The 12,641-nt window shown below is 68.4% G+C and carries 16 protein-coding genes; 4 read left to right on the forward strand and 12 right to left on the reverse strand.

The genetic code is table 11. The annotated features are described in order from the left end of the window. Positions 1-39: 39 nt before the first annotated feature. The 4 genes from VGD28_RS03000 to VGD28_RS03015 all read right to left on the reverse strand — a co-directional run bounded on the left by VGD28_RS03000 (position 40) and on the right by VGD28_RS03015 (position 5,302). The gene (locus VGD28_RS03000; RefSeq protein WP_331026851.1) at positions 40-1,227 is read right to left on the reverse strand and encodes a M23 family metallopeptidase; all 1,188 of its coding nucleotides are present in this window, start codon (positions 1,225-1,227) and stop codon (positions 40-42) included. Between the two features lie 114 nt (positions 1,228-1,341). Continuing rightward, positions 1,342-2,136, reverse strand: coding sequence for a ferritin-like domain-containing protein (locus tag VGD28_RS03005; protein ID WP_331026852.1), 795 nt, complete (start codon positions 2,134-2,136; stop codon positions 1,342-1,344). After that, positions 2,136-2,609 (reverse strand): peroxiredoxin, encoded by a 474-nt coding sequence (locus VGD28_RS03010; protein WP_331026853.1) that lies wholly within the window; start codon positions 2,607-2,609, stop codon positions 2,136-2,138. Before VGD28_RS03010 ends, VGD28_RS03005 begins: the two co-directional genes overlap by 1 nt. Continuing rightward, positions 2,606-5,302: a bifunctional [glutamine synthetase] adenylyltransferase/[glutamine synthetase]-adenylyl-L-tyrosine phosphorylase gene (locus VGD28_RS03015; protein ID WP_331026865.1), complete on the reverse strand. Its 2,697-nt coding sequence runs from the start codon at positions 5,300-5,302 to the stop codon at positions 2,606-2,608. Before VGD28_RS03015 ends, VGD28_RS03010 begins: the two co-directional genes overlap by 4 nt. Before the next feature lie 80 nt (positions 5,303-5,382). Here VGD28_RS03015 and VGD28_RS03020 point away from each other — a divergent pair, with 80 nt between their 5' ends. Continuing rightward, the gene (locus VGD28_RS03020; protein WP_331026854.1) at positions 5,383-5,559 is read left to right on the forward strand and encodes a hypothetical protein; all 177 of its coding nucleotides are present in this window, start codon (positions 5,383-5,385) and stop codon (positions 5,557-5,559) included. A 22-nt stretch (positions 5,560-5,581) separates the two neighbouring features. On the opposite strand, the gene VGD28_RS03025 is transcribed toward VGD28_RS03020, so the two are convergent. From VGD28_RS03025 to VGD28_RS03035, 3 genes are all read right to left on the reverse strand, one after another. Continuing rightward, positions 5,582-6,211 (reverse strand): sigma-70 family RNA polymerase sigma factor, encoded by a 630-nt coding sequence (locus tag VGD28_RS03025; protein WP_331026855.1) that lies wholly within the window; start codon positions 6,209-6,211, stop codon positions 5,582-5,584. A gap of 70 nt (positions 6,212-6,281) precedes the next feature. Beyond that, on the reverse strand, positions 6,282-6,428 hold the full coding sequence (locus tag VGD28_RS03030; protein ID WP_331026856.1) for a hypothetical protein: 147 nt from the start codon (positions 6,426-6,428) through the stop codon (positions 6,282-6,284). 60 nt (positions 6,429-6,488) lie between these two features. Further along, the gene (locus VGD28_RS03035; RefSeq protein ID WP_331026857.1) at positions 6,489-7,289 is read right to left on the reverse strand and encodes a response regulator; all 801 of its coding nucleotides are present in this window, start codon (positions 7,287-7,289) and stop codon (positions 6,489-6,491) included. A 236-nt stretch (positions 7,290-7,525) separates the two neighbouring features. On the opposite strand from VGD28_RS03035, the gene VGD28_RS03040 reads away from it, so the two are divergent. The 3 genes from VGD28_RS03040 to VGD28_RS03050 all read left to right on the forward strand — a co-directional run bounded on the left by VGD28_RS03040 (position 7,526) and on the right by VGD28_RS03050 (position 9,656). Further along, positions 7,526-7,693 carry a NepR family anti-sigma factor gene (locus VGD28_RS03040; RefSeq protein WP_331026858.1) on the forward strand — a complete coding sequence of 56 codons (168 nt, stop codon included), beginning with the start codon at positions 7,526-7,528 and terminating at the stop codon, positions 7,691-7,693. A 10-nt stretch (positions 7,694-7,703) separates the two neighbouring features. Further along, positions 7,704-9,275, forward strand: a complete 1,572-nt coding sequence (locus VGD28_RS03045) for a sensor histidine kinase (RefSeq protein ID WP_331026859.1) — start codon at positions 7,704-7,706, stop codon at positions 9,273-9,275. Positions 9,276-9,527: 252 nt separating this feature from the next. Beyond that, positions 9,528-9,656: an entericidin A/B family lipoprotein gene (locus VGD28_RS03050; protein ID WP_066576522.1), complete on the forward strand. Its 129-nt coding sequence runs from the start codon at positions 9,528-9,530 to the stop codon at positions 9,654-9,656. A gap of 15 nt (positions 9,657-9,671) precedes the next feature. Here VGD28_RS03050 and tatC read toward each other — a convergent pair whose 3' ends face one another. From tatC to VGD28_RS03075, 5 genes are read right to left on the reverse strand one after another with little or no spacing between them, the layout of a single operon-like run. After that, the gene (tatC, locus tag VGD28_RS03055) at positions 9,672-10,454 is read right to left on the reverse strand and encodes a twin-arginine translocase subunit TatC (RefSeq protein WP_414714456.1); all 783 of its coding nucleotides are present in this window, start codon (positions 10,452-10,454) and stop codon (positions 9,672-9,674) included. Beyond that, positions 10,448-10,882 carry a Sec-independent protein translocase protein TatB gene (gene tatB, locus VGD28_RS03060; RefSeq protein ID WP_331026861.1) on the reverse strand — a complete coding sequence of 145 codons (435 nt, stop codon included), beginning with the start codon at positions 10,880-10,882 and terminating at the stop codon, positions 10,448-10,450. Before tatB ends, tatC begins: the two co-directional genes overlap by 7 nt. Positions 10,883-10,929: 47 nt before the next feature. Then, positions 10,930-11,163, reverse strand: a complete 234-nt coding sequence (locus VGD28_RS03065) for a twin-arginine translocase TatA/TatE family subunit (protein ID WP_331026862.1) — start codon at positions 11,161-11,163, stop codon at positions 10,930-10,932. Positions 11,164-11,191: 28 nt separating this feature from the next. Further along, positions 11,192-11,785 (reverse strand): SMC-Scp complex subunit ScpB, encoded by a 594-nt coding sequence (gene scpB / locus VGD28_RS03070; RefSeq protein WP_331026863.1) that lies wholly within the window; start codon positions 11,783-11,785, stop codon positions 11,192-11,194. Beyond that, the gene (locus tag VGD28_RS03075; RefSeq protein WP_331026864.1) at positions 11,782-12,513 is read right to left on the reverse strand and encodes a ScpA family protein; all 732 of its coding nucleotides are present in this window, start codon (positions 12,511-12,513) and stop codon (positions 11,782-11,784) included. Before VGD28_RS03075 ends, scpB begins: the two co-directional genes overlap by 4 nt. Positions 12,514-12,641: the final 128 nt, after the last annotated feature.

Consider the following 12,641-nt stretch of genomic DNA (forward strand, 5'->3'; position numbering starts at 1 on the left):
CGGGCGGCCCCTCTCCCCTCTCCTGTTATCTCTTGAGCTTCAGTTGCCGGTCGCGGCGGTCAACTGGACGCGCGTCGCGCGCTGCTGGATCTGGTCGAGCACATTGGCGTTCTGCATGAACGGCATCGGGTTCACCGCCGCGCCGTCGATGCGCACTTCATAATGAAGATGGCTGCCGGTCGAGCGGCCGGTCGAGCCCATCAGGCCGATCATCTGGCCGCGGCGAACGCGCGTGTTGGGCGCGACGAGGATCTTCGAGAGGTGGCCGTAGCGCGTCTCGATGCCCTTGCCGTGGTTGACGGTGATCAAATTGCCATAGCCGCCGAAGCGCCCGGCACGGCCGATCACGCCATCGGCGGTCGCGTAGATCGGCGTGCCGATCGGGCCGGGGATGTCGATGCCGGCGTGCATCGCGGCGCTGCCGTGGAAGGGATCGGAACGGACGCCGAAGCTGCTGGTCAGCCGCACATTCTCCACCGGCTGCATCGACGGGATCGCGATCACCGTCTGCTCGAGCACGTCGAGCTTCTGCCAGGTCTGGAACAGCGAGCGGAACTGCGCATCGGCGCCGCCCTCCGCCGCGGTCGCCGCGGCGGCGGCCGCCTCCGACGAGACCGGCTCGTACGGGCCGCCCATGCCGCCGGCGACATAGCGCTCGGGCTTGATGCCCAGGCTGCGCAGATGGCGCGCGGTGAGGTGGATGCGGACCTGCGCGGTCTTGCGCGCCTGCTCGGCAAGCCGGGCCTGACGCGCTTCGATCTTGCGGAGCGGCGCCAGCACCTCGCGGGCCATCGCGTTGTTCTCGGAAACCTGCGCGGCGGGGACCGGCGCGCCGACCTCCTCGGGCGAGCCCTTGCCGGTCAGCACGCCGGCGATGATCTTCTGGCGCTGCTCGACGCGGGCGGCGTGGAGCTGGGCCGCCTGCTTCACCGCGGCGACATCGGCCTCCATCTGCGCGACCTCGGCCTGCATCTTCGCGAGCTTCGCCTCGGGGGTCGAAGCCTCGCCGGCGATGCCGCTCGCCATCACCGCGCCGAACGCGGCCTGCGAGACGCCATAGGCGGAGAAGGTCACGGTGATCGCGGCGATGCCCGCCAGCAGCGCCTGGGTGCGCCCGGCGATGCTGAACCGCTTCAGGTCGCGGCCGTCGTGGAAGATGAAATCACGCGTGGTGAAGAATTTGCGGAACCGCGTGGCGAAATTCGCGTTGAGTGGAGTGCTGACCATGAGTCCCCGGCAACCACAGACACGCGCCAACAGAGGCACACGCCTTCGTTAAAACCTATCAAACTGTCGGGAGCAGCCCCTCCGCACCTGACGAAGGCTGTTAGAACGGCCCGCTCACTCGGGGGCAAGCGCTGCGTAATATTCGCGCGTCAAACCGGCTGTCGCACGCGCCGAGTCGTTGAATGGCGGCTTAATGGAGCCCCGGAAATACCGTTCGAGCAGCGCCCGCCACTCCGTTTCCGGCGTGATTCGGCGTTCGGCGCAGCATGATTCGAACCAGCGCGTGCCGGCGGCGACATGCCGCACCTCGTCGCTCAGAATCCGCCGCAGAATCCGTGCGGTAGCCATATCGCCGGCCGCCTCGAAGCGCTCGATGGTCACCGGTGTCACGTCGAGCCCGCGCGCCTCCAGCACCATCGGGACCACCGCCAGCCGCGCGGCGGCATCGTGCGCGGTCGCCTCGGCGGCTTCCCACAGCCCGCCGTGCGCGGGCATCGCGCCATAATGGCTGCCCAGTTGCCGCAGCCGGCGGTCGAGCAGCGCGAAGTGCATCGCCTCGTCCGCGCCCACCTGCATCCAGTCGTCGGTGAACGCGCGCGGAAACTGCCCGCCGAACCGGCCGGCCATGTCGAAGGCGAGATCGATCGCGACGAACTCGATATGCGCGAGCGCATGGATCAGCGCGATCCGCCCGCGCTCCGATCCGCCGCGGCCGCGCTTGGGCATGCGGCCCGGCGGAAGCAGCTCGGGCTGCGGCGGCCAGGCGGGCCGGGCGGGCATCGCGGTAGCGAAGTCATGCGCCAGCCGCCCCAGCCGCCAGTCGCGCGCCGCCTTGCGCGCCGCCGCGACCTTTGCCCGTGGCTCGGCGGCCAGCAGAACCGCGCGCGCCGCCTGCGCCACCGTCTGCATCAGCGCGCGCCCAGCCCCTTCGCCGCCGCCAGCACCGCCTCGACATGGCCGGGCACGCGCACCTTGCGCCATGCCTGAACGAGCTTGCCGTTCGCGCCGAACAGGAAGGTCGAGCGGTCGATCCCCATATATTTGCGGCCGTAGAGCGACTTTTCGACCCAGCTGCCGAACGCCTCCAGCACCTTGCCGTCGGGATCGGTCGCCAGCGGGACGGTGAGATCGTACTTGGCCGCGAACTTGCGGTGCTTTGCGGGCGTGTCGCGGGAAATGCCGAGCAATTGCACGCCCAGCGCGTCGAACGCGGCCTTCTCCGCGCTGAATTCCTGCGCCTCGCGCGTGCAGCCCGCGGTATCGTCCTTGGGGTAGAAATAGAGCAGCAGCGGTGCGCCGGCATAGCGATCGAGCGTGAAGGGCTTGTCGTCGCTGTCCAGCAGCTCGACCGCCGGAATCCGGTCGCCGATTTCGATCGTCATGCGCGTTGCTCCTGCTGTTCCGATATGGCCGACCAGGCCGCGGCTACGTCCTGGCGGTGCCGGTCGAGCGCGGCCAGTACCTCGTCCCAATCCCTTACACCAACCGCATGGGCAACCACCTGTCGCGTCGCGGGCGCCGGCGGCTGCGCGTCGGGGGCCACCAGGCGAAGCGTCACCAGCAGCCGCGTGAGGAAATCATGCGCAGGGCCCAGCCCGGGCGGCAGCAATTGCGCGCCCGCCAGCAACCCGATCGCCCGCCCCAGATCGGGATCGAAGCCGGTGCGATGCACCAGCTGCTGCGTGTGCACCGCAAACTCCAGATCGACCAGCCCGCCCGGCAGCAGCTTGGCATCGAGCGGCCCGGCGGGCGGCTTGTGCGCGGCCATGTCGCCCCGCATCTTCCGCGCGTCCGCGATGACGTCGCGCTGAGGCCGCGCGCCGCGCAGCACCGCGTCGATCACCGCCTGAACCGCGACACGCGCTTCGGGGGAGCCGAACACGGGACGCGCGCGGGTCAGCGCCATATGCTCCCAGGTCCAGGCGTCCTCGTGCTGATATTTCGCGAACCCGTCGAGCGACACGACCAGCGGCCCCTGTCCGCCCGACGGCCGCAGCCGTGTATCGACCTCATAGAGCGCGCCCGCCGCGGTCGCGACCGACAGCGCCGCAATCACCCGCTGGGCCAGCCGGTTATAATAGGTCACCGCTCCCAGGGGCTTCTCGCCATCGGATTCGGCGAGGTGATCGCCGGTGAACAGGAAGATGAGGTCGAGATCGGACGCGTGGGTCAGCGCCCCGCCCCCGAAACGGCCCAGCGCCAGCACCACCAGCTCGCTGTCCGGCACGCGTCCGTGGCGGACCGCGAACTCGTCGATCGCCGCACGCGCCAGCACCTGAAGCGCGGCTTCGGCAACGCGCGCATAGCCCGCCGAGACGTCGAGCGGGTCGCTCGCCCCGGCCACGATCTGCGATCCCAGCGCGAAGCGCTTCTCGCCCACCAGCCGCCGCACGCGATCGAGCAGCCGCTGATAGTCGTCCCCGGCCTCCGCCGCGCCCAGCTCGGCGGCGAGCGCCGCGACATCGCCTACCGGCGCCAGCGCGGTCGCATCGATCAGCCCGTCGATCAGCTCCACCCGCCGCGCCAGCGCCTCCGCCAGCGTCGGCGCATGGCTCAGGATGGTGCTGAGCAATTCGGTCAGCCTCGGGCTGGCTTCGAGCAGGTTGAACAGGTTGAGCGCGCTGGGCAGCCGCGACAGGATCGTGTCGAGCCGCGCCAGCGCCTGATCGGGATCGGGCGCCGACCCCATCGCCGCGATCAGCCGCGGCAGCACCGTCTCCAGCGCGGCGCGCGCGGGCGCGCTGCGCAGCGCCGGATAGCGTGCGTCGCGCCATCCGGCGACCAGCCGCGCCGCGGCTTCGGTATCGGTGAAACCGGCAGCCGAGCATGCCTGTTCGACCCCCGATTCGTTCACCGCCACGCGTGCGTCGCCATCGGGCGCATCGTCGAGCGAATCATACACCCGCCCGACAAACTCCACATGCGGGCGCAGCAGATCGAGCAGCGCCGCGCCGTCCGCCAGCCCATGCAGCCGCGCGACGCGCTCCAGCCCCTCTCCATCGGGCAGTTGGTGGGTCTGGCGATCGTCGATCATCTGCACGCGATGCTCGATCGTGCGCAGCAGGACGTAGGCGTCGGCAAGCCTCGCCGCGTCGCCCGCATCGATCCGCCCCGCCGCCGCCAGTGCGGCCAGCGCATCGAGCGTCGCCGGCGCACGCAAAGCCGGATCGCGGCCGCCGTGGATGAGCTGGTGGATCTGCGCGAAGAACTCGATCTCACGGATGCCGCCGCGCCCGCGCTTGAGGTCATAGCCCGGCCCGAACGCCTGGCCCTGCGCATGATGGTCGCGGATCCGGCGCGAGATGCCGCGTATCTCGCGGATCGTCCCGAAATCCAGCGCGCGCCGCCACACAAAGGGGCGGATCGTCTCGAGGAACTGGCGCCCCAGGCCTGCGTCCCCGGCCGCGGCGCGCGAGCGGATGAACGCCGCACGCTCCCACGGCAGCGCCTGCGATTCGTAATAGCTGATCGCGGCTTCGGCCGGCAGCACGATCGGGGTCACTTCGGGCGAAGGCCGCAGCCGCAGATCGATCCGCAGCACATAGCCGTCGGCATCGCGCGCCTGCAGCAGCTCGACCACGCGCCGCCCGACGCGCACCGCCGCCTCCTCGGGCGCCTCGCGCTCGCGGTGCGGGAAGGTTTCGGGATCGAAGATCAGGATCGGATCGATGTCCGACGAATAGTTGAGCTCGCGACTGCCCTGCTTGCCCAGCGCGATCGCCGCGAAGCCGTCGGGCGCGGCGCCCGGCACGCGCTCCGCCACCGCGCCCCGGATCGCGGCATCGAGCGCATAGTCCGCGAAATCGGACAGCGCCCCCGTCGCCGTGCGGAAATCGAGCAGCCCGGCCAGATCGCCCAGCGCAACGCTCAGCGCCAGCCGCCGCCGCTCGATCCGCAGCCGCTTGCCCAACGGCATCGCCGGATCGTCGATCCGCACGGCGCAAAGCGGATTTTCCAGCACCTGTGGCAATCGCGCCACAAGCTCCGGCTCGCGCTCGATCAGGTGCGCCAGAAAGGGCGACCAGAGCCGTGCCCGCTCGATCGCGACGCGCAGCGCGCCCGCTTCGCCATTCATCCCATCCATCACATGCCGGTCAGGCGGCGAAAACATATGATGTCAAGCAACAAAACCGCGAATCGGTCGTTTGGGTGTTCATGGTTCGTCACGCATCTCAACAGCGCAGCACGCAGCCGCCGGGCGGCTACCGCGTCGAGTTGCCGCGCGCGCATGATGCGATCGGCGTCGTGCTGCGCGATTCCTATCTGCGCGACGTCGAGCTGCCCGAGGACATGCTGGCGCTGCTGCACCGGATGAACGGCGCCAAGTGCTGAAGGAGCCGGCTGCCCGGCGGCTTCAGCGTTCGCGGCTCAGCTGATCGACTTCATCCATGATCGTATCGAGCGCGGTCCGGCCGTCGCTCTCGCTCTCCCGGCGCGACGGAAGCTGGCCATCGGTCATCAGCGCTTCGAGCGCGACCCGGCCGCGCGCGACGCGGCTCTTGATCGTGCCCACCGCAACGCCGCAGATTTCCGCGGCCTCCTCATAGGCGAAGCCGCCTGCCCCGACCAGGATCAGCGCCTCGCGCTGGGGCTGGGGCAGATGCAGCAATGCCCGCTGCATGTCCGCCAGATCGACGTGCCGGTCCTGCGCCGCGGGCGCGGCGAGCAGCCGGTCGGCTACTAGATCGTCCCATTCGCCGCGGAAGCGCGAGCGCCGCATCTGGCTGAGATACAAGTTGCGCAGGATGATGAAGGTCCAGGCGCGCATGTTGGTGCCGGCCTGGAACCGCTTGCGCGCCGCCCATGCCTTGAGCAGCGTTTCCTGCACCAGATCGTCGGCGACGTCGCGGCTGCCCGAAAGCGATCGCCCGAACGCGCGCAGGTGCGGGATCACCAGGCCAAGCTGTTCCTTGAACTCCGGATCGGAGAGCGAGACATGCTCGGCCGGCGCCCCTTCTTCGCCTTCCTGGTCGGTATCGGTCATTCGGGTCCGTTCATGTTCGCCAGCGGAATGCGGCTTCGCTTCAATAAGATACGCAGGTCGCATCCGCCCCTCAACCCGTCCGAAGCAGCAGGTAGGCGGCATAGATGATGACGATCAGCACCAGCGAGACCGTCAGGATATAGCGGGTCATATGCGGCGTTGCGCCGGCACGCGCACGATCTGTGTCGATGTGCATGGGTTCATCGGGATCAGCCATGCAGCATCAACACGCGACAACCGTTTTGGCTCCGTAAGAAATGGAACCCGAACGAAAATCCTACTGCGCGGGCACCGTCGACTGATCGAAGAACAAGGCCTGGCTGATCGCCGCCTTCACCGTCGATCGCTGGAAGGGCTTGGTGATCAGGAAGGTCGGCTCGGGCCGCTCGCCGGTCAGCAGCCGCTCCGGGAAGGCGGTGATGAAGATCACGGGCACGTTGAACTGGGCGAGGATGTCCTTCACCGCATCGATGCCCGAGCTGTCGTCGGCGAGCTGGATGTCGGCGAGCACCAGTCCCGGCCGGTCGTCCATTGCCAGCGCCACCGCCTCGTCGCGCGTCACTGCCACGCCGGTCACCTCATGCCCCTGGTCGCGCACGATCGTCTCCAGATCCATCGCGATCAGCGGCTCGTCCTCAATGATCAGCACGCGGGCGCGGGTCTGGCTGTCGATTTCCGCCAGCGCCTCCGCGACCAGGCCGTCGACCGCCTCGGGCGAATCCTCGAGCAGATAGGCCGCATCCTCGCTGGTGAAGCCTTCCATCGCGGTCAGCAGCAGGGCCTGGCGGGAGCGCGGCGCGAGGCGGGCGAGGCGCGCACGGGCGATCGCCTCATTGTCGCTCATCGAGTCGGGCTCCTCGATCCGGTCGTCGAGATGGGTCGAGCCCCAGATCGCCTGGAAGGTGCGATACAGGCCCAGCCGCGGATCCACCTCGCTCGGGAATTCCTCGGGGGCGGCGACGATCGCCTCGAGCGTCGCGCGCACGTAACGGTCACCTTCCGCCTGGCTCCCGGTGAGCGCGCGGCCGTAGCGGCGCAGGAACGGAAGATGGGGAGCGAGCTGCTGTCCAAGCGACATGATCTTGTTGTTCTCCTTCGGGTCGCCGCCCTTGTGCTGGCGGTGAATTCGCAATGCAAGTCACGCTGCGGTGTCCGAAGAATGCCCCTCCCCGGATTTCGCATCGCCTTGTGGAACCAACGAGCAGTAAATTGGTTTCACGCGTCGGATACATGTGTAGTTGTGTGTTCCCGGCGGCTTGCGGCCGGCGGAGTTTTTGTGCATCCGCCCATTCCCAGGGCTTTGAGGGGGACGAAGTGCGTTCGGCCGATCAAAAGAAAAAGGAGCCGCTGGGGCGGACAGGCGGCGGGATGGCTACACGCAAGGACCGCAATATCGGCGAGGCGCTTCGCCGCGTCTATCAGGATGCCGCCGACGAAAGCATTCCTGACGATCTTCTCGATCTTCTGAGCAAGCTCGATTAGCCATGTGACGATGGACGGCGACGATCCGACGCGCCGCTCCCGCGGCCGGCCCCTCGCCGCGATCGCGCGGATGCCCACCGGGGCCAAGGTTTTCCTGATTCTCAGCGCCGGCCTGCTCCCGCTTGCGCTCATTGCCTTCTTCGCATCGCTCCAGACCACGCGGCTCGCCGATCAGGAAGTCCGCGGACGCCTGCGCCTCGCCAGCGCCGAATCCGCGCGCGCGCTTCGCAGCGAAATCGCCTGGGAACTGCGCGAGCTGCGCGGCGCGCTTCCCGCGATCGAGGGCGCCGCTCCCAATTGCGGCCGCCTTGCCGGCGTGTTCGAGCCGCAGGCGGCAAACGGCATCCGCTACGCGGTGCTCGATACCGACAAGCGGCTGCTGTGCGGGGTGCCGATCCCGACGGCGGGCAACCAGACGCTCACCCGCGGCAGCACCGCGGTGCACCTGCTCCCCGGCTCGGGCGCTCAGCTCGAGGTGACCGGGCCGACCGGCTACATCGCACGCGCCTTCTTCCCCACCCGGTTCCTCGCCGCCTCAGCCGAGCCGAGCGGCATGACGCGCGACTTCGGCCTCGCCCTCGTCGACCGGAGTACGGCGCTCGAGCTGCGCCGGCTCGCTACCACCGATGCGCTCGACCGGCACGAGGCGCAGCGCGTCGATCTCGGCGTGCAGGGGCTGTCGCTCGAGATGACCGTGGCGAGCGCCCCGATCACCTCGTCGATGGTGATCGCAGCGCTCTCGCCCTTCCTGATGTGGCTGGCGGCGGCGGGGATCGCGTGGTTCGTGGTCGATCGCCTGCTGATCCGCCCGCTGCGCCGGCTGCGCCGCACGGTCAGCGCGTACCAGCCCGGCGAGATCATCGATCCCGAGGCCGGCAGCGACATTCCCGCACAGGAAATCCGCGAGCTGGGCGAGACCTTTCGCGGGCTCAGCCAGACGGTCCAGGCGCACGAGCACGATCTGGCGGAGGGGCTTTCGCGGCAGACCAAGCTGACCCGCGAGGTGCACCATCGCGTCAAGAACAATCTCCAGGTGATCGCCAGCCTGATCAACTTCCACGCCCGGGGCGCGAGGTCGGGTGAGGCGCTCGGCGCCTATGCCTCGATCCAGCGCCGCGTCGATGCGCTCGCGGTGGTCCACCGGCATCATTATGCCGGGTTCGAGGAGACGCGCGGGATCGAGATCCGGCCGGTGATCGGCGAGCTGGCATCCAACCTGCGCGCGACCGCATCCGAGGAGTCGCGCATCGGCATCGTGCTCGACGTCGATCCGTGGCTGGTGTCGCAGGACAATGCCGTCGCGGTCGCGTTCTTGATCACCGAGATCGTCGAACTGGCGATGAACGTCAGCCCGGCCGCGCAGATCCATATCGCGATGAACGCGCAGCCGGACGATCCGGGCCAGGCGACGCTGCGGGTCAGCTCCGCAGCGCTGGCGGACGGCCGCGATTTCGCGAGCCTCTACGACAATCGCTACGGCCGGGTGATCGCCGGGCTGGTGCGACAGCTCCGCTCACGGCTTCATCATGATACCGCGGCGGGCGCGTTCGAGCTGCCGATTGCGGTTGCGGGCCGTCACTAAAAAAATCGAAAAAAATTTCGGAAACGCGGAACCGGGGAGAGCGCGCGGCGTTCTGCACCTCGGATAGTGACCTTTTGCCCCCCCGCTCTCGCTATCCACGAAACAGGCCCGGACGCATCCACCCTCCCCCCCCCCGGTGATGCGTCCGGGCCTAATTCGTTTTCCGGGCAGCGGTTTTCGGCGTGATGCCAGTTGCGGAACGAAGGCGCCTGCCGCACATTGATCCCAGAGAGTTCGAGATGGAGACTGAAGATGCGTAAGCTGCTTGCGATGGCGCTGGTTGGCCTCGCCCTGTCGGCGTGCAACACGATCGAGGGCGTGGGCAAGGACGTCAAATCGGCGGGCGACACCGTCGCCAAGACCGCCGACGACGCGAAGTAATTCAGGGCGAAGGGCCTATTCCCCCGCGGCGGCTTCGGCCGCCGCTTCCTTTTCGCGGCGCCGCCGCGTGAACCAGATCGCCACCAGCGACAGGAAATAGAGGCCGCACAGCGGCCCGGCGAGCAGCAGCTGCGAGCCGATGTCGGGCGGGGTCAGCACCGCGGCGACCGCAAACGCCGCCACCACCGCATAGCGCCACGCGCCCTTGAGCTGCTCGTAGGTGACGATGCCCGCGCGCTCGAGCAGCATCAGCAACACCGGCAGCAGGAACGAGATGCCGAACGCGAACAGGAACTGCATCACGAAATCGAGATAGTTGCCGACCGAGGGGAGCGCCTCCTGCTTCACCCCGCCGCCCAGATCGCCCTCGAGCCCGAGCAGGAAGTGCAGCGCCACGGGAATCGCGAAGAAATAGGCCAGCGCCGCCCCCATCACGAACAGCACCGGCGTAGCGAGCAGGAAGGGCAGCAGCGCCTTCTTCTCCTTGCGGTAAAGCCCCGGCGCGACGAACTGCCACAGCTGGTTGGCGATGACCGGGAAGGACAGCATCAGCGCACCGAAGAACCCCACCTTGATCTGGACCAGGAACGCCTCGAAGATCTGGGTGAACACCAGCCGGTCCTGCCCTGCCTCCGCCAGCGGACGGACGAGAATGCCGAAGATAGGCTTGGCGAAATAAAAGCAGACGATGAAGGTCAGCACCAGCGCGAGGACGCAATAGAGCAGGCGACGACGAAGCTCGATCAGATGATCGAGCAGCGGGGCTTCGGTGCCGTCGAGTTCGTTGTCGCTCACGATGCGGCCTTCTTGCGCGGGGCGCGCGGCTTGCGGGCCGGTTTCGCCGGCGTTTCCCCAAGCGCCGCGTCGGCAGCCTCAGGCTTCAGCGCGGGCGGCTCGACCGTCGCGGGCGGCGCGTCCTCGGGCTCGATCACCGCGGGCGCGGTGCCCTCGGCATTGGGATCATAGACCGGCGCGGGCAGCGCCCTTTCGGGGGGATAGTCGCGCATGATCCGCGCATTCTCTTCCGCCCACTTCTTTTCCATCTCGGCCAGCTCGGCCTCGCGGACCATATTGTCGAAGCCGCTGCGGAACTGGCGCGCGACGCCGCGCGCCTTGCCGACCCAGTGACCGACGAAGCGCATTGCCTTGGGAAGATCCTTGGGCCCGATCACCAGCAGGGCGACGATCGCCACCACCAGGAATTCGGGCGCGTTGAAATCGAGCATCTATCGGCCGGTCCGCAAGGCCGCGGCACGGGGCCGCGGCGTGAAGCTCAACGCTCTTCGGTCGTCGAGCGCGTTTCGGTCTGCGGCTGCGGGTCGGCGACGCGCTTCGCCTCGATCTCGGCGGGCTTGGAAGGCGTCTCGTCCTCTTCCGCCATGCCCTTCTTGAACTGCTTGATGCCCTTGGCCACGTCACCCATCATGTTCGAGAAGCGGCTGCCCCCGAACAGAAGGATCACGAGAACACCGACGATCAGCCAGTGCATCAGACTCATACCACCCATCGGAACTCTCCGTTGATTCCCGGGCTATCTAGTCTTCTTCGTCAGCGGTTACCATGGTTTCCGCACCGGAATGCGCGGCCTCGAACGCGAGATCGACGGGATCGAGCAGCCCCGCCGCCCGCAGGTCGTCGATTCCGGGCAGGTCGCGCCGGCTGGCCAGGCCGAAATGCGTGAGGAATTCCGCGGTCGTCGCGAACATCAGCGGCCGCCCCGGCACCTCGCGGCGCCCTGCCGGACGGATCCACCCCGCCTCCATCAGCACGTCGAGCGTGCCCTTGGAAATCTGCACGCCGCGGATCGCCTCGATCTCCGCGCGCGTCACCGGCTCGTGATAGGCGATGATCGCCAGCGTCTCGATTCCCGCGCGGCTGAGCTTGCGGCTGTCCTCGCGGTCGCGGCGCAGGAAGTTGGCGAGATCGGCGGCGGTCTGGAAATGCCAGCGCCCGCCGCGCTCGACCAGCTCGATCCCGCGCCCGGCATAATGTTCGGCCAGCGCGTCGAGCGCCGCCGCCAGATCAACCTCCTCGCCGACATAGGCGCGGATATCGGCGATCGTCAGCGGCTGCTCGGCCGCGAACAGCACGGCTTCCACGGCGCGCATGGTTTCGTCGGGGCGGGTCATAGCTGCGCTGCCTTGAGATAGAGCGGCGCGAACGCCGATTTCTGCCTGAGCTCCACTCGCCCCTGCTTCGCCAGCTCGAGCGCCGCGACGAAGGACGAGGCGAGCGCCGACTTGCGGTAAAGCCCCTCGGCCTCGTCGGGCAGGAAGCTCTCGATCGTGCTCCAGTCGATCCGCTCCCCCACCAGCGACGAGACGCGCGCGATCGCGTCCTCCAGCGTCATCACCGGCCGCACCGCGACGATGTGCATCACCGGCCGGGTGCGCGCGCTGATCTGGCCATAGGCAGAGATCAGGTCATAGATCTCCGCCTGCCAGCGCGATTTGCGGACGACCTTGAGCCCCTCGGGCGCGCCGCGCGGAAAGACGTCGCGGCCCATGCGGTCGCGCGCGACCAGCCGGGCGCCGGCCTCACGCATCGCATTGAGCCGTTCGAGACGGAGCTGGAGGCGGAGGGCGAGCTCTTCGGGGCTCGGCTCGATCTCGGGATCGCGCGGGAGCAGCAGTGCGGATTTGAGATAGGCCAGCCACGCCGCCATCACCAGATAGTCGGCCGCGACCTCGAGCTTCAGCTCGCGCGCCTCGTTCACATAGGTGAGATACTGGTCCACCAGCTGGAGGATCGACAGCTGGCGCAGATCGACCTTCTGGGTGCGCGCGAGCGCGAGCAGCAGGTCGAGCGGCCCTTCCCAGCCGTCGATGTCGATGGTGAGGGATGCGGGGTCGGTCATGCGACAAATCCTCCCCGGAACGGGGAGGGGGACCATCGCGCAGCGATGGTGGAGGGGGCCCGCGGCGCCGGACTCCCTTGCCTTGGGCCCCCTCCACCACGCCGCTTCGCGTCGCGGTCCCCCTCCCC

It is taken from the genome of Sphingomonas sp., assembly GCF_036402235.1.
GTDB lineage: Bacteria > Pseudomonadota > Alphaproteobacteria > Sphingomonadales > Sphingomonadaceae > Sphingomonas.

Bases quoted from the DNA above. Each gene is read 5' to 3' on its own strand.
- VGD28_RS03000 (WP_331026851.1), bottom strand. From the start codon at position 1,227: ATGGTCAGCACTCCACTCAACGCGAATTTCGCCACGCGGTTCCGCAAA.
- VGD28_RS03005 (WP_331026852.1), bottom strand. From the start codon at position 2,136: ATGCAGACGGTGGCGCAGGCGGCGCGCGCGGTTCTGCTGGCCGCCGAG.
- VGD28_RS03010 (WP_331026853.1), bottom strand. From the start codon at position 2,609: ATGACGATCGAAATCGGCGACCGGATTCCGGCGGTCGAGCTGCTGGAC.
- VGD28_RS03015 (WP_331026865.1), bottom strand. From the start codon at position 5,302: ATGAATGGCGAAGCGGGCGCGCTGCGCGTCGCGATCGAGCGGGCACGG.
- VGD28_RS03020 (WP_331026854.1), top strand. From the start codon at position 5,383: ATGGTTCGTCACGCATCTCAACAGCGCAGCACGCAGCCGCCGGGCGGC.
- VGD28_RS03025 (WP_331026855.1), bottom strand. From the start codon at position 6,211: ATGACCGATACCGACCAGGAAGGCGAAGAAGGGGCGCCGGCCGAGCAT.
- VGD28_RS03030 (WP_331026856.1), bottom strand. From the start codon at position 6,428: ATGGCTGATCCCGATGAACCCATGCACATCGACACAGATCGTGCGCGT.
- VGD28_RS03035 (WP_331026857.1), bottom strand. From the start codon at position 7,289: ATGTCGCTTGGACAGCAGCTCGCTCCCCATCTTCCGTTCCTGCGCCGC.
- VGD28_RS03045 (WP_331026859.1), top strand. From the start codon at position 7,704: ATGGACGGCGACGATCCGACGCGCCGCTCCCGCGGCCGGCCCCTCGCC.
- VGD28_RS03050 (WP_066576522.1), top strand. From the start codon at position 9,528: ATGCGTAAGCTGCTTGCGATGGCGCTGGTTGGCCTCGCCCTGTCGGCG.
- tatB (WP_331026861.1), bottom strand. From the start codon at position 10,882: ATGCTCGATTTCAACGCGCCCGAATTCCTGGTGGTGGCGATCGTCGCC.
- VGD28_RS03065 (WP_331026862.1), bottom strand. From the start codon at position 11,163: ATGGGTGGTATGAGTCTGATGCACTGGCTGATCGTCGGTGTTCTCGTG.
- scpB (WP_331026863.1), bottom strand. From the start codon at position 11,785: ATGACCCGCCCCGACGAAACCATGCGCGCCGTGGAAGCCGTGCTGTTC.
- VGD28_RS03075 (WP_331026864.1), bottom strand. From the start codon at position 12,513: ATGACCGACCCCGCATCCCTCACCATCGACATCGACGGCTGGGAAGGG.